Source organism: Mesorhizobium sp. Primo-A, from assembly GCF_003997175.1.
Lineage (GTDB): Bacteria > Pseudomonadota > Alphaproteobacteria > Rhizobiales > Rhizobiaceae > Mesorhizobium > Mesorhizobium ciceri.
In genome coordinates this window covers 1-23112 of the sequence record NZ_RZTG01000019.1, presented here as the reverse complement: position 1 = coordinate 23112, position 23112 = coordinate 1, and the positions used below count along the sequence as shown (strand labels likewise).

Annotated in this window: 21 protein-coding genes; 12 read left to right on the top strand and 9 right to left on the bottom strand. The window is 63.7% G+C overall.

Annotated features, from left to right (window positions below):
* Positions 1–28: 28 nt before the first annotated feature.
* The 6 genes from EOC83_RS28510 to EOC83_RS28485 form a co-directional block, all read right to left on the bottom strand.
* Positions 29–991 carry a 3-keto-5-aminohexanoate cleavage protein gene (locus EOC83_RS28510; RefSeq protein ID WP_063167527.1) on the bottom strand — a complete coding sequence of 321 codons (963 nt, stop codon included), beginning with the start codon at positions 989–991 and terminating at the stop codon, positions 29–31.
* Positions 988–1935, bottom strand: coding sequence for a 3-hydroxyacyl-CoA dehydrogenase (locus tag EOC83_RS28505; protein ID WP_063167526.1), 948 nt, complete (start codon positions 1933–1935; stop codon positions 988–990). Before EOC83_RS28505 ends, EOC83_RS28510 begins: the two co-directional genes overlap by 4 nt.
* Before the next feature lie 10 nt (positions 1936–1945).
* Entirely contained in the window at positions 1946–2752 is an 807-nt protein-coding gene (locus tag EOC83_RS28500; RefSeq protein ID WP_024502463.1) for an SDR family oxidoreductase, read from the bottom strand.
* Positions 2753–2765: 13 nt separating this feature from the next.
* Positions 2766–4850, bottom strand: coding sequence for an ABC transporter permease (locus tag EOC83_RS28495; protein WP_063167525.1), 2085 nt, complete (start codon positions 4848–4850; stop codon positions 2766–2768).
* Positions 4847–6379, bottom strand: a complete 1533-nt coding sequence (locus EOC83_RS28490; protein ID WP_063167524.1) for a sugar ABC transporter ATP-binding protein — start codon at positions 6377–6379, stop codon at positions 4847–4849. The genes EOC83_RS28495 and EOC83_RS28490 overlap by 4 nt, the downstream gene beginning before the upstream one ends.
* A 79-nt stretch (positions 6380–6458) precedes the next feature.
* Positions 6459–7586 (bottom strand): sugar ABC transporter substrate-binding protein, encoded by a 1128-nt coding sequence (locus EOC83_RS28485; RefSeq protein ID WP_013533052.1) that lies wholly within the window; start codon positions 7584–7586, stop codon positions 6459–6461.
* A 220-nt stretch (positions 7587–7806) separates the two neighbouring features.
* Here EOC83_RS28485 and EOC83_RS28480 point away from each other — a divergent pair, with 220 nt between their 5' ends.
* From EOC83_RS28480 to EOC83_RS28440, 8 genes are all read left to right on the top strand, one after another.
* Positions 7807–8481 carry a GntR family transcriptional regulator gene (locus EOC83_RS28480; RefSeq protein WP_013533053.1) on the top strand — a complete coding sequence of 225 codons (675 nt, stop codon included), beginning with the start codon at positions 7807–7809 and terminating at the stop codon, positions 8479–8481.
* A 303-nt stretch (positions 8482–8784) separates the two neighbouring features.
* A complete protein-coding gene (locus EOC83_RS28470) occupies positions 8785–9612 on the top strand; it encodes a phosphogluconate dehydrogenase C-terminal domain-containing protein (RefSeq protein ID WP_063167523.1) in 828 nt (275 codons plus the stop codon).
* Between the two features lie 317 nt (positions 9613–9929).
* Entirely contained in the window at positions 9930–10871 is a 942-nt protein-coding gene (locus EOC83_RS28465; RefSeq protein ID WP_024502459.1) for a D-ribose ABC transporter substrate-binding protein, read from the top strand.
* Between the two features lie 93 nt (positions 10872–10964).
* Entirely contained in the window at positions 10965–11609 is a 645-nt protein-coding gene (locus EOC83_RS28460; protein ID WP_027163941.1) for a DUF2291 family protein, read from the top strand.
* Entirely contained in the window at positions 11606–13162 is a 1557-nt protein-coding gene (locus EOC83_RS28455) for a sugar ABC transporter ATP-binding protein (RefSeq protein ID WP_027163942.1), read from the top strand. Before EOC83_RS28460 ends, EOC83_RS28455 begins: the two co-directional genes overlap by 4 nt.
* Entirely contained in the window at positions 13155–14219 is a 1065-nt protein-coding gene (locus EOC83_RS28450) for an ABC transporter permease (RefSeq protein ID WP_032809713.1), read from the top strand. The genes EOC83_RS28455 and EOC83_RS28450 overlap by 8 nt, the downstream gene beginning before the upstream one ends.
* A gap of 2 nt (positions 14220–14221) precedes the next feature.
* On the top strand, positions 14222–15256 hold the full coding sequence (locus EOC83_RS28445) for a Gfo/Idh/MocA family oxidoreductase (RefSeq protein WP_063167522.1): 1035 nt from the start codon (positions 14222–14224) through the stop codon (positions 15254–15256).
* Entirely contained in the window at positions 15253–17091 is a 1839-nt protein-coding gene (locus EOC83_RS28440) for a hypothetical protein (RefSeq protein WP_063167521.1), read from the top strand. Before EOC83_RS28445 ends, EOC83_RS28440 begins: the two co-directional genes overlap by 4 nt.
* Positions 17092–17093: 2 nt before the next feature.
* On the opposite strand, the gene EOC83_RS28435 is transcribed toward EOC83_RS28440, so the two are convergent.
* On the bottom strand, positions 17094–17807 hold the full coding sequence (locus EOC83_RS28435) for a transcriptional regulator NanR (protein ID WP_063167520.1): 714 nt from the start codon (positions 17805–17807) through the stop codon (positions 17094–17096).
* 174 nt (positions 17808–17981) lie between these two features.
* On the opposite strand from EOC83_RS28435, the gene oiaX reads away from it, so the two are divergent.
* The 4 genes from oiaX (at position 17982) to dhaL (ending at position 22376) form a co-directional block, all read left to right on the top strand.
* Complete coding sequence (gene oiaX, locus EOC83_RS28430; protein WP_063167519.1) at positions 17982–19232, top strand: 3-oxo-isoapionate-4-phosphate decarboxylase OiaX; 1251 nt, start codon at positions 17982–17984, stop codon at positions 19230–19232.
* 4 nt (positions 19233–19236) lie between these two features.
* Positions 19237–20571, top strand: a complete 1335-nt coding sequence (locus EOC83_RS28425; RefSeq protein ID WP_027163946.1) for a four-carbon acid sugar kinase family protein — start codon at positions 19237–19239, stop codon at positions 20569–20571.
* Between the two features lie 129 nt (positions 20572–20700).
* Positions 20701–21708: a dihydroxyacetone kinase subunit DhaK gene (locus EOC83_RS28420; protein WP_063167518.1), complete on the top strand. Its 1008-nt coding sequence runs from the start codon at positions 20701–20703 to the stop codon at positions 21706–21708.
* Positions 21709–21734: 26 nt separating this feature from the next.
* Complete coding sequence (dhaL, locus tag EOC83_RS28415; protein WP_027163948.1) at positions 21735–22376, top strand: dihydroxyacetone kinase subunit DhaL; 642 nt, start codon at positions 21735–21737, stop codon at positions 22374–22376.
* Between the two features lie 24 nt (positions 22377–22400).
* Here dhaL and EOC83_RS28410 read toward each other — a convergent pair whose 3' ends face one another.
* On the bottom strand, positions 22401–22838 hold the full coding sequence (locus EOC83_RS28410) for an RpiB/LacA/LacB family sugar-phosphate isomerase (RefSeq protein ID WP_024502451.1): 438 nt from the start codon (positions 22836–22838) through the stop codon (positions 22401–22403).
* A 95-nt stretch (positions 22839–22933) separates the two neighbouring features.
* On the bottom strand, positions 22934–23112 hold a 179-nt coding region (locus EOC83_RS28405), incomplete at its 5' end, for a triose-phosphate isomerase (RefSeq protein WP_206516557.1).

Sequence of the window (23112 nt, the reverse complement as noted above, 5' to 3'; positions counted from 1 at the left end):
GCGTCTCGCGGCGATTGCTCGGGCCGCCTCAGAAAGCGACCTTGTCCCCGCCTTTCAATGACAGGATTTCGCGTGCCTCGTCGGGCGTCGCCACCTCCATGCCGAGTCCTTCGATGATCTTGCGGGCCAGCAAGACCTGCTCGGCGTTCGATTTGGCAAGCTTGCCCTTGCCCGCCCACAGACTGTCCTCCAGCCCGACGCGGATGTTGCCGCCAAGGGCCGCCGATTGCGCGGCGATGCGCAGTTGGCTGGCGCCGGCGCCCAGCACCGACCACCGGAACTGGTCGCCAAACAGCCGGTCGGCAGTGCGCTTCATATGGGCGACGTCTTCTGGATGCGTGCCGATGCCGCCGAGCAGCCCGAACACCGACTGCACGAAGAAAGGCGGCTTCACCAGCCCACGGTCGGCGAAGTGGGAAAGGTTGTACAGATGGGCGATGTCGTAGCACTCGAACTCGAAGCGCGTGCCGTTGTCGTAGCAGGTCGCCAGAATGTACTCGATGTCCTTGAATGAGTTGCGGAAGACGAGGTCGCGCGTCGCTTCCAGATGCGGCTTTTCCCAATCGAACTTGAAGGTCTCGTATTTGTCGGCCAGGTGATAGAGCCCGAAATTGATCGAGCCCATGTTGAGCGAGGCGACTTCCGGCTTGAACTGGGCGGCCGGGCGCACGCGCTCCTCGACCTTCATGTAGGGGCTGCCACCGGTGGTGATGTTGATGGCGGCGTTGGTGCCTTGCTTGACGCGCGGCAGGAAGCGGGCGAAGGCCTCCGGCGTTTGGTCGGGCTTGCCGGTTTCCGGATCGCGGGCATGCAGATGCAGGATCGCGGCACCGGCTTCCGCCGCCGCGATCGCCTCCGAAGCGATCTGGTCGGGCGTGATCGGCAGATAGGGCGACATGGTCGGCGTGTGGATGGCGCCCGTCACCGCGCAGGTGATGATGACCTTGCCCCTGGTCTGTGCAGGTCCCGGCTTGCGACTGGTTTGCGTCATTCTCCAAACTCCTGATCCGATTTTCTCTTGTGGGCGGCGAGCGCCATGAGCCGGCGGTCACGCCACACCTGCCGGTCGCCTAGGCTTTGCTGTGGCAGTCGCTTGCGGCGATCAGCCTCGACTGTATCGATGACCTTGCCGGCCCAGTCGACGCGCCGCTGCGTCTGGGGAAAGATGTTGGAATAGATGCCCTGATAGCGCTCGACATAGTCGCGCACGCCGCCGGGTGCATTGAGATCGATGGTCTCGAACGGCCCCATGAACGACCAGCGCAGCGCCAGCCCGTCGCGGATGCCGACGTCGACATCCTCGACACTGGCGTAGCCATCGGCGACAAGCCGGAAAGCTTCCTCAAGCAATGCGCCTTGCAGGCGATTCATGATGAAGCCGTCAAGCTCGTGCTGCATGACCAGTGGCGCGTGGCCGGCGTCGACGAGGAAGGCGCGGGTTCTCTCGACCGTCTCGGCCGAGGTCCACGGCGCCGGCACGATTTCGGCCGCCGGAATGAGATAGGGCGGGTTGATCGGATGCACGACCAGGCAGCGCTGCCGCCCTTGCAGATGGTCGGTGAATTTCGACGGCAACAGCGCCGAGGTGGAACTGGCGATGACTGTTCGCGGATCGGCAAGCGTGTCGATCAAGGAGAACACCTTGCGCTTCACCTCGAGATTCTCGGGCGTGTTCTCCTGGATATGCACGGCACCTGCCAACGCCTCTTCAAGCTCGGCGACAACGGAGATACGGTCAAGAACCTCACCGGCTTGCTGTCCCCGCAGAAGATCGTTCTGGGCGAGATCGCCGAGCACGCCGGCAATGTAGTCGCGGGCTCCACCTGGGGCAGTGGGCGACTGGTCCCACATCCGCACGTCATGGCCGGCGCGGGCGAAGCTGATCGCCCAGGCCCGCCCGATGAACCCGCTTCCGACGATCGCGACATTGGCCATGGTTTGTTCCTCAAAGTGTTTCGACGTTGCCGTCGACGCCGAGCGACTGGCCGGAAATGTTGATCCCCGCATCGGAGAGCAGGAAGGCGACCATCGACGCGACATCATAGGGGCTGGTCATGCGACGCAGCGAGATGTTCTGCAGATAGCGCCCGGTCATCTCCTCGTGGCTGATACCGACCTGCTTGGCGCGCGCCGAGATAACACCTTCGATGCGGGGGCCCTCGATGATGCCGGGCAGGATGGCGTTGACCCTGATGGCGTGCGGCCCGAGCTCTTTGGCCAAGCTTTGCGTGAAACCGATGACACCGAACTTGGCCGCCGAATAGGGTGTGCGGAAGGCGTAGCCATGGCGGCCGGCGGCCGACGACATCGAGACGATCGAACCGCCGCCCGCCGCCTTGATCAGCGGCACCGCGCGCCGGGCGCACAGGAACTGGCCGGTCAGGCAGATGTCGATGCAGCGCCGCCAGTCCGCCGGATCGATCTCGTCGACACCGCCGGTCGGCCCGGCAATGCCGGCATTGTTGATCAGCGCATCGAGCCCGCCGAGTTTTTTCTCGACCGCCTCGAACAGACGGTCGACGTCCTCGTCGCGCGAGACGTCGGCCTTGACCGCCGCGACCAGGTCGATCTTGCTGGGAGCAGCGGCCAGCGCCTCGTCGGAAACGTCGCAGACGACGATGCGGGCGCCGAGGCGTGACAGCGTGTCGGCTATGGCAAACCCGATGCCGCCTGCGCCCGCCGTCACCAGCACGCGCTGGCCTTTCAGCCCGGTCAAAAATTCGTCCGCCGATGCCGGCGCCCTTGTGCTCATGGTCATGTCCTTCTCATTGCAGCCGCCGTTCGCGCAGCGCCATGACGGCGCCCAGAACGACCAGTCCGTAAAGAATTGCCCTCGTGGCATAGGGAAGCGTGGTGCCGGCGAGCAGCATCTGCAGTGCCGTCAGCAACAACACGCCGCCGAGCATGCCGAGATAGTGGCCGCGCCCGCCGGTGATCAGCGCGCCGCCGACCACCACCACGGCGATCGACGGCAATAGATAGTCGTCGCCCATGCCGAGGCTCGCCTGACCCGAAAAGCCGGTCAGCATGACGCCGACAACAGCCGCGCAGACGGCCGAAAGCATGTAGACCAGGATCAGCGTGCGCTCGACGCCGATGCCCGACAAGCGCGCCGCGCGCAGCCCGTTGCCGATGCCGTAGACGCGCCTTCCGAACGGGGTGCGGCCAAGCAGGAGTACCGCTGCGACGACAAAGACGACCATCAGCAGCACGATTGGAGTCAGCAGGCCGGCGAGCTTGGCCGTCATGACCCAGCGCAGCATCGGCGAGGAAAACCCGGCCGGCGTTCCCTGCGAATAGAGCAGCGCACAGCCTTGCAGAATGCCGTTGGTGGCGAGCGTCATGACGATCGGCGAGATGCCGAGATAGACGATGCCGAAACCATTGGCGAAGCCGATGGCGCAGGCCATCACCAGGACGACCGGCAAGGCGTAGACAAGGGCGGCGTCGGAGCCGTTGACCATGCCCGCCAGGATGATGCCGGAGATGCCGATCGTCCACGGCACGGAGAGATCGAGGCCTCCGGTCAGGATGACGGTTCCCTGTCCGAGCGCCAGGACGGCTAGGAAGGAGGATAGCACCAGCAGCGAATTCCAATAGCCCGGATTGAGGATGGCGCGGCCGAGCCAGATCTGGGTGACAAGCACGATGAGCAGCAGGCAGACATAGGCCGGCAGCGCATAGCGCAGCGTTTCCGCATTGCGCAGATGGAAGGCAGGGCGCGGCGATGCCGGACTGCGCTGGGCATGGGCTGGCTCGGCGATCTTGAGACGCCGGTCCACGCGCTCGAGTTGCGAGGGCAATATGCCGGCGCGCCAGGCGGCGAGCCGGGCACGCGCGGCGCGCAGTTGCACGGCAAGCACCGATGCATGCGAGATCGAGCCGGCAAGTGCCGCCAGTACCAGAATGGTGCCTTCGGCGATGGTCGCATAATAGGCCGATACGTTGAGCACCAGCAGGATGTTCACCACGATCATCAGGATAAAGGCGCCGAAGACAGAGCCCACCGGGCCGCCCTGCCCGCCACCGAGGCGCGTGCCGCCGACGACGACCGCCGCGAACATCGACAAGAGCAGCGGATTGCCGACCAGCGGATCGCCGCTGCCGGTCTGGGCGCTGATGAACACGCCGGCAAGGCCATAGCAGCCGCCGGCGATGACATAGACGGCAAAGCGCACCAGAACGACATTGATGCCGACGGAAGCGGCCGACTCCGGATCGCTGCCAAGCGCGTAGAGTGCTGTGCCGAAGCGGGTTCCCTTCAGCCAGAACCAGGCGAGCAGGACGACACCGATCACCACCAGCGGCATCGGCAGCCAGCCGGCGATCGCGTCGCCGAGATAGAAGGTGCCGAGATCGGGCGACACGAAGCCGCCGGGCTTGTCCATCACCAGCAGCGTGACACCTTGCAGGATGAACATGGTGGACAGCGTCACCACGATCGGCTGCATGCGCAGCACCGCGATGAAGAAGCCGTTGAAGGCGCCCACCGCCATGCCGACGCCGATGCCGACGGTGGTCCACAGGAGGATGCTTGCGCCTGGCGCCATCGGATCCATGCTCGATGCCAGCACGGCATTGACCAGCGATATCACCGCGCCGGCGGACAGGTCGAAGCCGCCCGACAGGATCACGATCGTCTGGCCGATCGCCGCGAGCGCCGAGGTGGCGCCGCCGCTCGACAGGAACGACACATCGAAATAGGTCAGCGGCCCAGCGCTGATCCAGTCGACGACGAAGAGCAGGATCGCCAGGACGGCCGCGGCGATCAGCGCGCCGCGATTGCGCACCAGCGCACGGCGCAGTCCGAAGCCGCCGGGAACAGGGGATGAGGCTGCTGCGCTGCTCATGCGGCGGCTTCCCCGGCATGGCCGAGCGCCGGGCGCATGATGGCCGGTTCGGTGATAGCGTCGCCTTCGAGTTCGGCGGCGATGCGCCCGTCATAGAGGACCAGCACCCTGTCGCATTGGTGAACGAGTTCGGGGATCTCCGTCGAGTGCAGCAGGATCGAACCGCCCGAAGCCACGTAGTTTCGCATCATCACATAAAGCTCGTGCTTGGTGCCAACGTCGATGCCTCGGGTGGGATCGAACAACAGCAGGATGCGGCTCTGCGCCACCAGCCACTTGGCGATGGCGATCTTCTGCTGGTTGCCGCCGGAAAACGCACCGGCCCGCGTCCACAGCGCGCGGCGGTCGACCTCGACAGTGGCGAATGCCGCCTCGACGGAGCGGGTCTCGGCTTGCGCGTCGACAAGGCCTAGCCGTGTGAAGCGCGATATCACCGGCAGCGTGGCGTTCTGGCTGCCCGACAATTTCAGGAACAGGCCTTCGGATTTGCGGTCTTCCGGCACCAGGCCGATGGCCATGTTGGGGCGCAAGGCATCGGCCGGCGAACCGAGCCAGACCTTGCGGCCGTCGACGAGGATGTGGCCGCGCTCGATCTCGGCCATGCCAAAGCAGGCCAGGAACAGGTCCTGCTGGCCCATGCCTTGCAACCCGGCGACGCCGAGGATTTCGCCCTTGCGCAGATCGAAGCCGGCGCCGTCGAGCTTGCGTCCGACCTTGAGGTCGCGCACGCCCAGAACCGGCGGACCGAAGGCCTGGGCGCTGTCCGGCTTGGGCGGAAAGGTCTGCTCGATGCTGCGGCCGATGATCTTTTCGATGACGTCGGCATCCGAGACATCGGCGACCGGCGCGGTGACGATGTGGCGGCCGTTTCTCAGGATCGTCAGCGTGTCGCAAAAAGCGCGGACCTCGCGCATGCGGTGGGTGATGAAGACGATGGTGGTACCCGCCGTCTTCAGCCTGGCGATGATGTCGCCCAGCCAGTCGACGTCGCGTCCGGCGAGCGTCGAGGTCGGTTCGTCGAGCAAAAGGATGCGCGGCTTGCGGTAGACGGCGCGCGCGATCTCGATCTTCTGGCGCACCGAAAGCTCGAGCTCGCTCACCTCGGCATCGAGATCGACGGAAAAACCGAGATCTTCGATATGGCGGCGGACGGCCTTGCGGGCGGCACCGCGGCGGATCAGGCCGGAGATGCCGACGGGGGCGTAAGGCAGCAGCATGTTGTCGAGCACGGAGAGATCGCGCACCAGGGTCATCTCCTGGAATGCTGTCTGCATGCCGAGCGCATGTGCTGCGCGCGGTGCGCCGTAAGCGATCTCCTTGCCGAAGACACGGACATGGCCTTGGCTCGGCCGGACCAGCCCGGACAGCAGCTTCACCAGTGTCGACTTGCCGGCTCCGTTTTCACCGAGCAGGGCATGGACGCTGCCGGGCGCGATCGCAAACGACACGCCGTCCAGCGCGACGGTCGGGCCGAACGCCTTGCTGATGCCGTCGATCTCGACGGCGGGGAGCTCGGAGTGTTCTGTCATTGTCCTCGATCGCCGGCTTGGCATGGATTGACGACGCACGGACAGTTGTCCGTGCATCGTCACACGGGCCTTGGGAGGCTTAGTTCTCCGGTTGTCCGACGAGGGCAGCATTAAGGCCGACCTCGGGTGTCTGGTCCGAGAAGATCGAGGCAAACCAGCCCGGATTGGAGACCAGCGACGGCTTGAAGGCGTTGCAGCCGGCCTTCATCTCCGCCCATGTGCCTTCGTCGCACAGCTTGATCGTCTCATTGGTAACGACCGGCAGCGGCAGGATGGTGGTCTTCGGCACGTCCTTGCCTTCGATCGCCTCGACGGCAAGCTTCAGCGCCAGCGCACCCGAATAAGGCGGCGAGGCATAGGAAATGCGTTGTGCGCCCGCCGGTGCATAAGGAGGAGCGGCACCTTCGACTTCGGTGCCCTCCGGCAGCATCTGGATGCGGCCGCCATTGGAACCTTCGCCGGCGCAAGGCAGGAGTTCGCTGGTCTTCTTGCCAGCCTCGAGCTGCATCGAGTTGGCGGTGAAGCAGCCGACCTGCATCCACAGTCCGTTGATGTCGTCCCAATTGCGGGTGGCCAGGATTTTCGAAAGTTCGGTGCGGGCGACCGCCTGGCTCCACATGCCGACAGCCTCGCCGACGATCTTGATATCAGGATACTTGGCGAAGACTTCCTTGGCGGCCTTTGTCCGCTGATCGTCAACGGATGTTCCCGGGACGCCCGTGATGGCGATGATGTTGCCCTTGCCATTGAGCTTCTTGACCAGCCATTCGGCGGTCACCCTGCCCGCTTCCAGCTGGTCTATGTGGACGTTGTAGGCACAAGGCTCGGTGATCTCGGCGTCGTACGCAAAGACCTTCACGCCCTTGTCGCAGGCATTCTTGACGACCTGGTTGAGCGCGGTCGGCGAGATCGGATACACGACAATGGCTTCGGCGCCGCTTTGCACCATTGCGTTGATCTGCTGAATCTGGCGTTGCGCGTTGGGGCCAGCGACCTGGACCTGCAGGTCGACCTTGTCGGCCAGGCTCTTATGAGCGGCCATGGCCTTGACCATATTGGCCGCCTCCGCCTGCCAATCATTGCCGATGTAGCTCATGCTGAGAAAGATCTTGTGCTTCTCGGCGGCCTGCGCGGCGGACAGGCCGAAGGCGCACGCAGCCATGCCGGCCAGCAGCGCGAGCCGCCGGACTTTCGATCCGATACCCATGTGGAACTCCTCCCAAACAGAACGACCAAATGCCTCCCAAGGGCACAAAACGTAAACCCTTGTCATTCGATGCCAGCGACCGTATCATGATTTGATCAAATATCAATGATGAAATCGTTTATATCAAAACGGGCTATGTCGGCCGCTTGACGTGGCACCACGAACCTTGCATTCCGGCACAAGCAATAGTGTCGCCCATGGGCGGGAAGGTTGACCGGAGATGGCTGGATCGGCGTTCAGGAAGCCTGGTGTCGAGATCATTCCACTGTCCAAGGAAACTCTGCAGGACCGGGTCTACAACCAGGTCACCGAACTGATTCTCGACGGCAGCATCGTGCCGGGCGAGATGGTCACGGTTCAGAGCCTCGCCGACGCCTTTGGCGTCAGTCCGATGCCGGTCAGGGAAGCGCTGCGGCGCCTGACGGCAGCCAACGCGCTGACGGTAGTATCCGGGCGCTCCATTGGTATTCCGGCGCTCAGCCGCGAGCGGCTCACCGATTTGCGAAATGTACGTTTTGAGATAGAGGCCATCGCCGCCGGCTGGGCCTCACAGAACCGCAGTGATGCGGATCTTGCGATTTTCGCGCGCGATCTGGACTCACTGGAACGCGCGAATGGCGCGGACGACGTAAAGGCCTATCTCAGGGCGAATTATACCTTCCACTTCGCAATCTACCGAGCAGCGGGATCCGAAACCCTGCTCAAGATCATCAAGGATCTATGGCTGCAGATCAGCCCCTATTTCAATATGCTGCATGGATCCTACTCGACCGCGAACACATACCATCAACAGATGTTTGCGGCCCTGCGCGACCGGGACGAGCAGGCAGTTCAGGCGGCGGTTCGCGGCGATATCGATGCGGCTTTCGACATGCTGGTCGATCTTTTGAAGTAGCGCCCGGCCCGACCTCCGACCCCTATCACATGCCTCCTATTTCTGGGGATGGCAGAGCAGCGCTCATGCGCACTCAGCGGGCAAGCGCGGGCTTCTTCTGGTGATCTAGAGATCATATCCCGAGCGCGTCATCCATGGTTCTCGTGCTTGAGCTTGCGAGGGCGGCAGCCGATGACGCGGCGAAGCACATGACCCGCATCCTCATTGTCATTATCGGATTGCCAAAATGTGGTAGCGTGATTATACCAGTTGATCAGTTGACGACGGGCGATACCGTCCGCTGAGATCAGGAGTAGTGACCAAATGACAACGATTGCGCTGTTCGGTGCCGGTGGGAAAATGGGCTACCGCCTGTCGACCAATTTTCGCGGGTCGCCCTACACAATACGCCATGTCGAGGTCAGCGATGCCGGCCGCGAACGGCTGAAGACCGGGCTGGGTTTCGATACTGTCAGCGCCGACGAAGCGCTCAAGGGCGCCGATGTGGTGATCCTGGCCGTTCCCGACACGCATATCGGCAAGGTGGCGACCAGCATCGAGAGCAAGCTGGCGCCGGGCACCATGGTGGTGGTGCTCGACGCGGCGGCACCCTTCGCCGGCCACCTGCCGAATCGACCGGACCTCACCTATTTCGTCACCCACCCCTGCCATCCGCCGATCTTCAACGACGAAACAGATATGGCGGCAAAGAAGGACTATTTCGGCGGCGTCAAGGCCAAGCAGCATATGGTCAGCGCCTTGATGCAGGGGCCGGAAGAGGATTACGCCAAGGGCGAGGCGATCGCGAAGATCATCTGGGCGCCGGTCATGCGTTCGCACCGCGTCAGCGTCGAACAGATGGCGCTGCTGGAACCCGGGCTTTCGGAGACGGTGTGCGCCTCGCTGCTGGTGGTCATGAAGGAAGCCGTCGACGAGGTCGTGGCACGCGGCGTCGACCAGCAGGCGGCGCTCGACTTCCTGCTCGGCCATATGAACGTGCTGGGCGCCGTCATTTTCGGCGAGACCAAGGGCGTTTTCTCGGATGCCTGCAACAAGGCGATCGAGTTCGGCAAGCCGGTGCTGATGCGGGACGACTGGAAGCGCGTGTTCGAGCCGGAAGAGATCGCCGCCAGCATTCAGCGTATCACCTGAAGAGGAGAGGCGCTGCCGCCGCGACGTCGCCGTACCGTTGCCGACGCTCGGCATCGTAGCTCATCAGGTACATATCACCTGAATTCGTGGTTGACTCATCATACCAGTTGGCTTAGCTGTTCATGGCTCGGATCGACAGGGTTTTGGCAGGAGTACGGTGGGCGAGTGGAGGATGGCTGGGGAGCAACGATCCGTGGAGGGAAGCCGGCAAACGGCTCTTTAGCCCCGAAGCGATCCGCCGCCCGCGCCGCCTGACGAATTCGGATGCCGACAGATGCTTTCGGTAACCAAGGCAATTTTTCAAACGGGAGGACTTCATGAAACTTACACGCAGAATGACGCTTGCGGCTTTCGCCGGCATGCTGGCGCTTGGCACGGCCGTGCCCGCCTATGCGGCGGATCTCATTGCCATCATCACGCCCTCGCACGACAATCCGTTCTTCAAGGCGGAAGCCGTCGGCGCCGAAGCCAAGGCCAAGGAACTCGGCTACGAGGCGCTGGTGCTGGTCCATGACGACGACGCCAACAAGCAGTCCGAGCTGATCGACACCGCGATCGGCCGCGGCGCCAAGGCGATCATCCTCGACAATGCCGGCGCCGACGCCACCGTCGCCGCGGTACAGAAGGCCAAGGACGCAGGCATTCCGTCCTTCCTGATCGACCGCGAGATCAACGCCACCGGCGTCGCCGTCGCGCAGATCGTCTCCAATAACTACCAGGGCGCCCAGCTCGGCGCGCAGGAATTCGTCAAGCTGATGGGCGAGAAGGGCAATTTCGTCGAGCTGGTCGGCAAGGAATCCGACACCAATGCCGGCATTCGTTCCAAGGGTTATCACGACGTCATCGACGACTATCCGGACCTGAAGATGGTCGCCCAGCAGTCGGCCAACTGGAGCCAGACGGAAGCCTATTCCAAGATGGAATCGATCCTGCAGGCCAACCCCGACATCAAGGGCGTGATCTCCGGCAACGATACGATGGCGATGGGCGCCTATGCGGCACTTGCCGCGGCGAACCGCAAGGATGTCATCGTCGTCGGCTTCGACGGATCGAACGATGTTCGCGACTCCATCACCTCGGGCGGCATCAAGGCAACGGTGCTGCAGCCCGCCTTCGCGCAGGCGCAGATGGCGGTCGAGCAGGCCAACGACTTCATCAAGAACAAGAAGTCGCCGGCCAAGGAAAAGCAATTGATGGACTGCGTTCTGGTCAATGGCGACAATGCCGCCAAGCTGGAGACCTTCGCGCTGACGAACTGAGCCAGCGTGATTTGAATAGCGAGGGGCGAACCCAGGATCGCCCCTCGCCGCCATTTTCCGTGGGCCGCCCACGATGCTGAACGACAGGCCGCCATGCTGAACACCAAGCCGAACTGGCCGATCCTTACCGTGATGGTCGGCATCAGCCTGACCGCCTGCAAGATCCTGCCGACGAAATCGGACGACGGCAACAACGCTGCCACCTTCAATCCAGACAAGATGGTCGAAGAGATATGGGCGGCAAAGGTCGTGCCCTATCTCCAGCAGAAAGCCGGACCGTTTGCGCAGGTTCACACACTGGCGACAACCGACCCAGCGGCTGCCGGCGCCAAATACGGCAATCCGAACAAGCAGGCGAATTCGCCTTGGACTTTCGCGGTTCGGCTGGAAGGCAAGATTATCGCGGCCAACACACAGTCGCGTGCGGCAACGGTCGACGTCGATGTCGACGGCGACGGCAAAGCCGATGCACGGGTGCAGATCGGACCGGCGGTGCGCGGTACCGCGCTGCGCGACAGCCTGGACTTCATCCAGTTCAACGACTTCACCAACCAGATCGACTTCGCCCAGTTCGGCAAGGCTTTCAACGCTTATGCCGACAAGACGGTGCTTTCCAAGCTGCCGCGCGAGGCGCTGGAAGGCCGCAGTGCCAAGGTGCTCGGCGCCTATACGCTGGGGAGCGGCCAGGACCTGCCGCTGGTGACGCCGGCGGAGGCAGAGATCGGGCCGAAGCCATGAGCGCGATCGCGGAGCGCGAAATCATTCTGAAGCTCGAGGACGTCTCCAAGGTCTATTCCGGCACCGTTGCGGTCAAGCGCGCCAATTTCGAGGTGCGCAAGGGCGCGGTCAACGTGCTGGTCGGCGAGAACGGCGCCGGCAAGTCGACGCTGATGAAGATCATCGCCGGTGTCGAACGGCCGACCGCCGGCCGCATCCTGCTGGAAGGCGAAGAGGTTTCCTTCTCGTCATCCGGTGACGCGGTGAACCGTGGCATCGGCATGGTGTTCCAGGAGCTGAACCTGTTCGGCAATATGAGCGTCGCCGAGAATATTTTCGCCACCCGAGAAATCACCAACCGCTTCGGCAAAATCGACCACGCGCAACAGGAAAACCGCGCTGCGGAATTTCTGGAACGCCTACAGGCCGGCATCCGGCCCGACATGCTGGTCGAGGATCTGCGCATCGGCCAGCAGCAGCTGGTCGAGATCGCCAAGGCGGTTTCGCTCGATGCACGCATCCTGATCATGGACGAGCCGACCTCGGCGCTGAGTGCTGCGGAAGTCGAGATCCTGTTCAAGGTGATCGCCGACCTCAAGGCGCGCGGCGTGGCGATCGTCTACATTTCGCACCGGCTCGAAGAGCTGATCCGCATCGGCGACTACATCACCGTGCTGCGTGACGGCCGCATCACCGGCCAGGAAGAGATGAAGAACGTCGACACGCAGTGGATCGTTCGCCAGATGATCGGCTCCGACGCCAAGGACTTCGCCAAGGCCGACGGCCATCTTCCGGGCGAAGAGATTTTTCGTGCCGAGGAGATCTGCCTGCCTCGTGCCACCGGCGGACTTGCCGTCGACCATGTGTCGTTGTCGCTGCGTGCCGGCGAGATCCTCGGCATATACGGCTTGATGGGCGCCGGGCGCAGCGAACTGTTCGACTGCATCATGGGCCGCCACGGCCATTCGACCGGCGACATCTTCATTGGCGGTAGAAAGGTCAAGGAGCGCGATACGACGCGGCGCATCCGGCGCGGGCTGGCGCTGATCCCCGAGGATCGCCAGCGCGAAGGGCTTGTCTCGATCCTTTCGGTCGCCAGCAATTTGACGCTGGCCAGCCTGTCGCGCTTTGCCCGCCTGTTCCACATCCGTGGCGCTGACGAAAGGCAGGCGGTGACGCAGGTGGTGCGGGAGTTGGCGATCAGGGTCGCCGACCCGGCGCAAGAGGTGTCGTCGCTGTCGGGCGGCAACCAGCAGAAGGTGGTGATCGGCAAGGCGCTGCTCACCGGGCCCAAGGTGCTGCTGATGGACGAGCCCAGCCGAGGCATCGATGTCGGCGCCAAGGCCGACGTCTTCCGCACCATGCGCAAACTGTCGCGCGATGGATTGGGCATTCTCTTCGCCACCTCGGATCTCGATGAGGTGATGGCGCTGTCAGACCGCATTGCGGTGATGAGCAACGGAAAACTGACGGGCATGTTCGATCGCTCCGAGGCGACGGAGGCAGCCCTTGTCTCCGCCTCGGCACTTGGCCACGGGCCGACCCCGCACACGGAGAAAACCGCCCATGACTGACATCCCGGCCAAGGCGGCTGTCCCCTCCGTCTCGAGCGGCTCGCTGCTGCTGACGCTGATGAAGGCGAGAACCTTCATCGCGCTCATCGCCGTCTTGATCTTCTTTTCGATCGCGGCGCCTAATTTCCTGTCGACCGCCAATCTGATCCTGATGTCGAAGCACGTGGCGCTGAATGCGTTCCTGGCGATGGGCATGACCTTCGTCATTATCACCGGCGGCATCGACCTTTCGGTCGGTTCGATCGTCGGCCTGTGCGGTATGGTGGCCGGGTATCTCGTGCTCAACGGCATCGACCTGCAGATCGGCTACACCATCTATTTCAACGTCTTTGAGATCGCGCTGATCACGCTTGCCGTCGGCATATTGATCGGCGCCGTCAACGGCTTGCTGATCACCAGGCTAAACGTCGCGCCGTTCATCGCCACGCTCGGCGTGCTCTATGTCGCGCGCGGCCTGGCGCTGCTGTCGTCGGATGGCCGCACCTTTCCCAACCTCGTCGGCAAGCCGGAGCTTGGCACCACCGGCTTCGGCTTCCTCGGGGCCGGTCGGCTGCTTGGCCTGCCGGTGGCGATCTGGATCCTCATCGTCGTTGCACTGGGAGCCGCCTATCTCGCCAAGTACACGCCACTCGGTCGCCATATCTTCGCCGTCGGCGGCAATGAACGGGCGTCGCGGATTTCGGGCGTCCGGGTCAACATGGTCAAGATGTTCGTCTATATGTTCTCCGGTTTCTGCGCGGCGATCGTCGGCCTGATCATCTCGTCCGAGCTGATGGCCTCGCATCCGGCGACGGGCGAAAGCTTCGAGCTCAACGCCATTGCGGCGGCAGTGCTCGGCGGCACCTCGATGTCGGGCGGCCGCGGCACGATCGGCGGCACCATCGTCGGCGCCTTCGTCATCGGCATTCTTTCGGACGGGTTGGTGATGATGGGCGTGAGTTCGTTCTGGCAGATGGTGATCAAGGGCCTCGTCATCATCGTCGCCGTCGTCGTCGACCAGGCACAGCGCCGGCTTCAGCAACGTGTCACCTTGATGCAGATGGCAAAGGCAGGCTGAGCATGGCGGAACTGCGGGGAGCGCTGATCGGCTGCGGCTTCTTTGCCGTCAACCAGATGCATGCCTGGCGCGACATAGCGGGCGCCTCGATCATCGCCATCTGCGACCGTGACCCGGAACGGTTGCGGATCGTCGGTGACCAGTTCGGCATTGCGAAGCGCTATACCGATGCGGCGGAACTATTTGCCGGCGAAAGCCTGGACTTCGTCGATATCGCCACCACCGCGCCCAGCCATCGTCCGCTTGTCGAAATGGCGGCCGCCCACCGCGTTCCGGTGATCTGCCAAAAGCCGTTCGCGCCGACGCTTGCCGACGCAAAGGCGATGGTCAAGGCATGCGCGGAAGCCGGCGTTCCGCTGATGGTGCATGAGAATTTTCGCTGGCAGTCACCTATCCAGGCGGTGCGGACCGTGCTCGATAGCGGCGAGATCGGCACGCCCTTCTTCGGGCGTATCTCCTTCCGCTCGGCCTATGACGTGTTTTCCGGTCAGCCCTATCTGGCGACGGGAAAGCGCTTCATCATCGAGGACCTCGGTATCCATATCCTCGATATCGCCCGTTTCCTGCTCGGCGACGTCTCGACCATCACGACACGAATCGCCCGCATCAATCCCGCCATTGCGGGCGAGGATGTGGCGACCATGCTGATGGACCACAAGAGCGGCGCAACCTCCGTGGTCGACTGCAGCTACGCGACCAAGCTCGCCACCGAGCCGTTTCCCGAAACGCTGATCGAGATCGATGGCAGCGACGGCACGATCCGGCTGGCGCAGGGATACCGGCTGACCGTCACCGGCAAGAGCGGCACGGCCGTCACCGACGTCTCGCCGCCGCTGCTGGCCTGGGCGTCGCGGCCCTGGCACAACATCCAGGAAAGCGTCGTAGCCATCCAGCAGCACTGGGTCGACTGCCTGGCAAAGGGGACCGAGCCGGCGACCTCGGGCGCCGACAATCTTAGGACATTCGCGCTGGTCGAGGCCGCCTATGCTGGGGCCGCGAGCCGGCAACCGGTGCAACTCGACGCCTTGCCGAAATGACCGCCGGCACTTTCCTGCTCTACGGCACGCGCGTGGTCGAGGCCGAGCCGGTCAGGCTCAGCGCAGGCTCGCTCAGCGCCGACTTCGTCAACGGCAATCTGCGCACCATCCGCCATGGCGGCACCGAAGTGCTGCGCGCCATCGCCTATATCGTGCGTGACCGCGACTGGGGCACCTATGAGCCAAATTTGACGGACCTGGTGATCGAGCAGGGTGCCGACGCTTTTTCGGTCAGCTATTCGGCAAGCTGCCTGGCCCCCGATGGAAACCGGCTCGGCTTCCGCGCCACCATCAAAGGCTCTGCCGACGGCCGTCTGGTCTTCGACGTCAGCGCCCTTCCCGAAAACGATTTCGAAACCAACCGCTGCGGCTTCTGTATCCTGCACCCGATCGCCGACCTCGCCGGTAGCCCGGTCATGGTCGAGCACACAGACGGCAGCGTGGTGGCGACGAAACTTCCCCAGCTGATCGACCCCTGGCAGCCTTTCAAGGATATCCGCGCCATCTCCCATCAGGTTCGGCCTGGTGTCATCGCTGAGTGCCGGATGGAAGGCGATACTTTCGAAATGGAGGACCAGCGCAACTGGTCGGACGCCTCCTACAAGACCTATGTGCGGCCGCTGGTGCTGCCGTGGCCGTATGTGCTGCCTGCCGGCCAGCCCCTGAGCCAGACGATCAGCCTGCGCATCGCAGGTGAAGGCAAAGCGCCGGCTGCCGCAGTGGCCAGCGAACCGGTCAGGGTCGAACTCGGCGAGGCGGGAGCAAGGCTGCCCGATGTCGGCGTGGTCATCTATCCCGAGGATGTCGAGACGGCGCTGGCGAACCTCTCCACGCTGGCGGCACTCGGCCCACAACAGCTGCTGTTTCACCACGATCCGACGCGCGGCCACGGGCTCGATGCCTTGCGCGCTTTCGCCCGGCTCGCAACTGCCTACGCAGCCGAAACCACCCTCGAATGCGTCGTTGCCTGCGCTGGTGATCTTGACGCCGAGTTGTCCGGCGTCGCCGACCTGGTTCGCCGGGCCGGGCTAAAACTCTCGGCCATTGCCGTGTCGCCGTCGGTCGACCGGCAGTCGACACCGCCGGGCAGCGCGTGGCCGGAATGCCCGCCGCTCGACGACATTTATGCCGCAGCGCGGCGGGCATTCCCCGATATCCGCCTCGGCGGCGGCATGTTCAGCTATTTCACCGAACTCAACCGCAAGCGCGTTCCGGCAGACCAGCTCGATTTCGTCACCCATTGCACCTGCCCGATCGTGCACGCCGCCGACGATCTCAGCGTCATGCAGTCGCTGGAGGCGCTGCCTTTCATCACCCAATCGGCACGGGCTATCTTCGGGGCAAAGCCCTACCGGATCGGACCGTCGACGATTGCCATGCGCCAGAACCCTTATGGCGGAGCGACCAAACCCAATCCCGGGGGACAGCGCATTGCCATGGCCGACAGCGATCCGCGCCATGCCGGCCAGTTCGCGGCGGCTTGGACGGTCGGCTATGCCGCGCGCGTCGCAGCCGCTGGGCTGGAACAGCTCACGCTCTCCAGCTTCACCGGACCGTTCGGCGTGCTGGCGTCATCCGGAGAACCCGTCGCGGAAGGATCGCCCCGGCCGCTCTTCAGAGCCATCAAGGGGCTTTGCGAACTGGCCGGCCTTGCGCATGTGGCCGCAGGGACGAGCGATGAGACCAAGGTGCTGGCGCTGGCTGGACGCTCGGCCTCGGGCGACACTGTCGTGTGGCTGGCGAACCTGACGGCGGACGACGTGCAAGTCGACATTTCAGCTTTTGGCCGAGGCCATCTCGTGATGACGCCTTACGAGATCGTCCGGATCGACTGACGTTATTTTTCGGAGTTCATCACATAGAGCGCGCGCGAGCGTTCGAGATGCTTGATCATCGCCTTCTCGGCGCCATCGGCATCCTTCTTCTCGATGCGGCCGATGATCTCTTCGTGCTCGGTGAGCGTGAACTTTTCCTTGCCGGTCCAGATCAGCATTTCGGTGTGGTATTCCTTCAGCCAGCCGAGCATCGCCTCGCTGACGGCGACATAGATCGGGTTGCCGGAGATCGCGGCGATCTGTGTATGGAACTTCATGTCGGCGGAGATGAAGGCTTCGGAATCGCCGCGAAAGCCGCGCTGTTCGGCAACGGTGGCCCGCAGCCGCAGCACATCCTCGGCGGTGGCCTTTTCGGCGGCTTCCCTGACCATGCCACGCTCGAAGAAGATGCGCGCGGTCTTCAGGTGCTCCAGCGTGTCTTTCGATGACGACAGGATGATCTTGGCGGCGCCGTCGACCTGCTTGATGATCGACTTGGCGGTGAGTTGCAGCACCTTGGCGCGTTCGCCATGCGAGATCGCAACCAGCCCCATATTGCTCAGCGCCTGCATCGCCTCGCGGATCGCGGGGCGGCCGACCTCGAAGCGCTCCATCAGCTCGCGCTCCGAGGGCATGTCGTCGCCTGGCATCAGCTCGCCGCTGGTGATCAGGCGCTTCAGCCGCAAGAAGACCTCATCGGAAAGCTTGCGCCGGACAATCGGTTCCGAACGGTTCATCGCCGCGAATCACTCCCTTGACCCGGCCCTATCTAACACTGCCGCCACAATTCCCGGAATTGCCGTCTGTCGATCCCGCTGCCGGATATGACTTGCAATACTTATGTACTCATTATACCAGATTCGAAACACCAGTGAACCTTTTTCGAACGCCTCGGCTTGAGACAGCGGACCATGATCACCCTCACCTACCGCATCGAAACGCCTGGAAGCATCGAAGCGCTGGCGGCCAAGATCGCCAGCGATCAGTCGACCGGCACCTTCGTAGCGCTGCCCGGCGAGACCGAGGAACTGAAGGCCCGGGTGGCGGCACGTGTGCTGGCGATTCGGCCTCTGCCCGATGCCGAGCGGCCGTCGCTTCCCAATGACGGTAAGGGGCCGTTCAGGCGCGCCGATGTCGACATCGCCTTTCCGTTCGATGCCATCGGCACCGACCTTTCGGCGCTGATGACGATTGCCATCGGCGGCACCTATTCGATCAAGGGCCTTACCGGGATTCGCGTCGTCGACATGAAATTGCCGGAGGAGTATCGCGGGGCACATCCCGGCCCACAGTTCGGTGTCGCCGGCAGCCGCCGGCTGACCAATGTGACTGACCGCCCGATCATCGGCACGATCGTCAAGCCGGCGCTAGGATTGCGGCCGCACGAGACGGCGGCAATGGTGGCGGAACTGATCGCCGCCGGCGTCGACTTCATCAAGGATGACGAGAAGCTGATGAGCCCGGCCTATTCGCCCCTGTCGGAACGGGTGAAGGCAATCATGCCGCTGATCCTCGATCACGAGCAGAAGACCGGCAAGAAGGTGATGTATGCCTTCGGCATTTCGCACGCCGATCCCGACGAGATGATGCGCAACCACGATCTGGTGGCGAAGGCCGGCGGCAATTGTGCTGTTATCAACATCAATTCGATCGGCTTTGGCGGCATGGCATTCCTGAGAAAACGCTCCGGCCTGGTGCTGCATGCTCATCGCAACGGCTGGGACATCCTCACCCGTCACCCCGGCCTCGGCATGGACTTCAAGGTCTGGCAGCAATTCTGGCGACTGCTCGGCGTCGACCAGTTCCAGATCAACGGCATCGCCTCGAAATACTGGGAACCGGATGACTCTTTCGTCGAATCCTTCAAGGCGGTGACGACGCCGATCTTTTCGGCTGGGGACTGCGCATTACCGGTGGCAGGTTCCGGCCAGTGGGGCGGTCAGGCGCCCGAGACATATGCACGAACCGGCCGGACCGTGGATCTTCTCTATCTCTGCGGCGGCGGCATCGTCAGCCATCCGGACGGACCGGGCGCCGGCGTACGTGCCGTGCAGCAAGCCTGGCAATCGGCGGTCGACGGCATTCCGCTGGCCGACTTCGCCTTGAACCATCCCGAACTGGCGCGGTCGATCGAAAAATTCGGCGACGGCAAGGCAGCCTGAGACGATGCAGGACCTGCTTCTCAGCTATTATGGCGACGACCTGACCGGCTCGACCGATGTCATGGAGGCGCTCGAGCTCGGTGGCGTGCCGACCGTGCTGTTCATGCGCCAGCCGGACGCGGCCCTGCTGTCCCGGTTTGGCCATTGCCGGGCGATAGGGCTGGCCGGCACCAGCCGCAGTGAGACGCCGCAATGGATGGACACGCATCTGCGCGATGCCTTCGCCTGGCTGAAGACGCTTAACGCCGAGATTTGCCACTACAAGGTCTGCTCGACCTTCGATTCCAGCCCGACGATCGGCAGCATCGGCCGAGCCATCGAGGTCGGCCGCTCGGTGTTCGCGCAGGATAGCGTGCCGCTGCTGGTCGGCGCGCCGCAGCTCAAGCGCTATACCGCTTTCGGCCATCTGTTCGCGGCCTATCGCGACCAATATTTCCGCATTGATCGCCACCCGGTGATGAGCCGTCACCCGACGACGCCAATGGATGAGTCCGATCTGCTGATCCATCTGTCGCGGCAGACGGCGCTGAGCTCCGGGCTGGTCGATCTTGCGACGCTGCAGTCGGCATCGCGGTCGGCGGCGTTCGATCGCCTGACCGGAAACGGCACCGCCATCGTGCTTGTCGATGTCGACAGTCTGGAGACGCAGGTTTTGGCCGGCAAGGAACTGTGGCGCGTTCGCAAGCCCGGCGGTTCTTTTGTCGTCGGCTCGTCCGGTGTCGAATATGCGCTGCTGGCCGAATGGACGTCGAATGGCGTCGTCAGCGCTGGGCCAGGCTTCACACCGCCGGGCGCTGCCGAGCGGATAGCCGTCGTGTCGGGCAGTTGCTCGCCGACCACCGAACGACAGATCCGGCATGCCCTGACCGACGGTTTCGACGGCATCGAGGTCGATCCGGTCGAACTGGTTTCGGAGGCCTCGCAGCAGGCGATCACGCGCGCAACGGCAAGCGGCCGTGCCAGTCTGCAAGCCGGGCGCAGCGTCATCCTCTACACCGCGCTTGGCCCCACTGCCGACAGGGGCGCCGAAATCGACCGGGAGGAAGGCGCCCGCCACAGGCTTGGCCGCGGCCTCGGAGAAATCCTTCGCAACCTGACGGTGGAACAGAGCCTGCGTCGCGTGGTCATTGCAGGCGGCGACACGTCGAGCCACGCACTCGGCGAGACGGGCGTCGATGCCCTGACAATTCGCATGCCGCTGCCCGCTTCGCCGGGTTCCCCGCTTTGCGTTGCCCACTCGCGCGTCAAGGCGATCGACGGACTGGAGGTCGCGCTCAAGGGCGGCCAGGTCGGGACCGATCGCTATTTCTCAGCCATCCGCGACGGCCTCGGCGGTTGAAACAGCCAGCGCCTGCGTCCAGGTGTTGGCCGTGGGAACATCTCAGCGCGCGAAATACGCCTTGCCGGGTGGAAATCCCGGTAACACCCGGTATTATCTGCGAAAATGCCGAAGTCGGGAGGATGCCGGGTGCAGACCAAGAAGATCATCAACGATGGCAACCGCGCCGTCGACGAGATGCTGGAAGGCATCCTGGCAGCGCATCCCCGCCATCTCAAAAGCGTGGACGGCAGTCCACGCTCCATCGTCGCCCGCGACGGGCCGCGCCAGGGCAAGGTGGGCCTGGTCATCGGCGGCGGCTCGGGCCACGAGCCGAGCTTTCTCGGCTTTGTCGGCAAGGGCTTGGCTGACGCTGCGGCCATCGGCAATGTCTTTGCCTCGCCGCCGCCGGACCCGATCCTCGAATGCGCCAAGGCGGTCAGCGGCGGCGCCGGCGTGCTGTTCATGTACGGCAATTATGCCGGCGACGTGATGAATTTCGACATGGCGGCCGAGATGGCGGCGATGGACGACATCGAGGTGCGCACGGTGCTGAGCACCGACGACGTCGCCTCGGCACCGCGCGACCAGCGGCACAAGAGGCGCGGCGTCGCCGGCAATTTCTTCATCTTCAAGGCGGCCGGCGCCGCCTGCGACCGGATGTTGTCGTTCGACGAATGCGAGCGCATCGCCGGCAAGGCCAACGACCACACCTTCACCATGGGCGTGGCGCTGTCGCCCTGTTCGCTGCCGCAGACCCGCCGGCCAAATTTCGAGATCGGGCCGGACGAGATGGAGATCGGCATGGGCATCCACGGCGAGCCCGGCATCGCACGCGAAAAGTTGAAAACAGCCGATGAGATCACCGACGAGATGCTGGACAGGATCCTCGACGAGATGGCGCCGGCGCGCGGCGACAAGGTCGCGGTGCTCGTCAATTCGCTGGGCTCAACGCCGCTGATGGAACTCTACATCATGAACCTGCGCGTGAAGCAGAGGCTTGATGAGATCGGTGTGTCCATCCACGCAAGCTGGGTCGGCAATTACTGCACCTCGCTCGAAATGGCCGGGGCCTCGATCACGCTGCATCGGCTGGACGGCGAGTTGCAGACGATGCTGGACCACCCCTGCGACTGCGCCATGTTTCGCGCCGGCTAAACCCACTCTGTGGCAAGGACTAAGACATGACGACAATCGATACTGCCCGCCTTGTCACGATGTTCGCGGCGATCGCAAACTCCATGTCAGCAGACAGGGACAGGCTGTGCGCGCTTGACGGGGTTATCGGTGACGCCGACCACGGCATCGCGATGGAGCTTGGATTTTCCGCTGCGCGCGATGCGGTGGCCGGACTGGACACCGCGGCGACCGATCCGACCACCTTGCTGAACACGGCGGCAAAGTCGTTCCTGAATGCGGTCGGCGCCTCCTCCGGTCCGCTCTATGCGACCGCGCTCATGCGCGCCGCGGCAGCCGTCAAGGGCAAGACGGCGCTCGACGACGCGGATGTGGTCGCCCTGTTCCAGGCCATGGCCAAGGGCATTCAGGATCGCGGCAAGGCAGAGCTTGGCGAAAAGACGATGATCGATGCATGGGCGCCGGCGGGGCAAGCGGCGGGCGAAGCGCTGGCCTCAGGCAAGGATCTGGCCGCCAGTCTCAAGGCCGCCGCCCAGGCGGCAGAGACAGGCGCGGAAGCGACCAAAGCGATGGTGGCCACCAAGGGCCGGGCATCACGCCTCGGCGAACGTTCGCTTGGCCATATGGATCCGGGCGCTGCGTCCGCCGTCACCGTGATCGAGGCGATGCGGACCGCCTTGACCGACTGATCATCAGCGGACTTGCCGCGTCTTTCAGCGCTTGGCGTCGAGCTTGTCGACGGCCTGCACGTTCGCGGCAGATGGGCCATTCGGATCAAACTCGGAGGCAAGCCATGCGTCGGCGATCGATTTCGCCAGTTCGGGACCGATGACGCGGGCGCCCATGGTGATGATCTGGGCGTTGTTGGACTTGGCGGCGCGCTCCGCGGAATAGGTATCGTGGGTCAACGCGGCGCGAATGCCCGGCACCTTGTTGGCAGAGATGCTGACGCCGATGCCGGTGCCACAAAACAGGATGGCCCGGTCGTAGTTGCCGTCGAGAATTTCGTGGCCGACCGAGGCGGCGATATCGGCGTAGAAGCCGGCCTGGCTCAGGTCGACGACCTGCAACTCCGGCTTGGTGGCGAGATGCTTGGCGATGACATCGAGCAGCGGCTTGCCGGCGCTGTCGGCTCCGAGTGCGATCTTCATGATGATGAACTCCTTTGCTTTTGTCTCTGTCTCTTTGATTTGACGCAATTCCGGACGGAAAACCGCTTCACACTTTCCCGGAATTGCTCGCGCGGTTAGCGCGCGATGGCGGCCGACGCCTTTCTCAGAATGTCGATATAGCCTTCCGCTTGCCACGCCGAGCGGCCGATGAACAGGCCATCAATATGCGGCTGGCCGATAAGTTCGGCCGCGTTGCCGGGGTTGACGCTGCCGCCGTAAAGCACAGGCGGGGCAGCCGGCAGCCGGTCAGCGG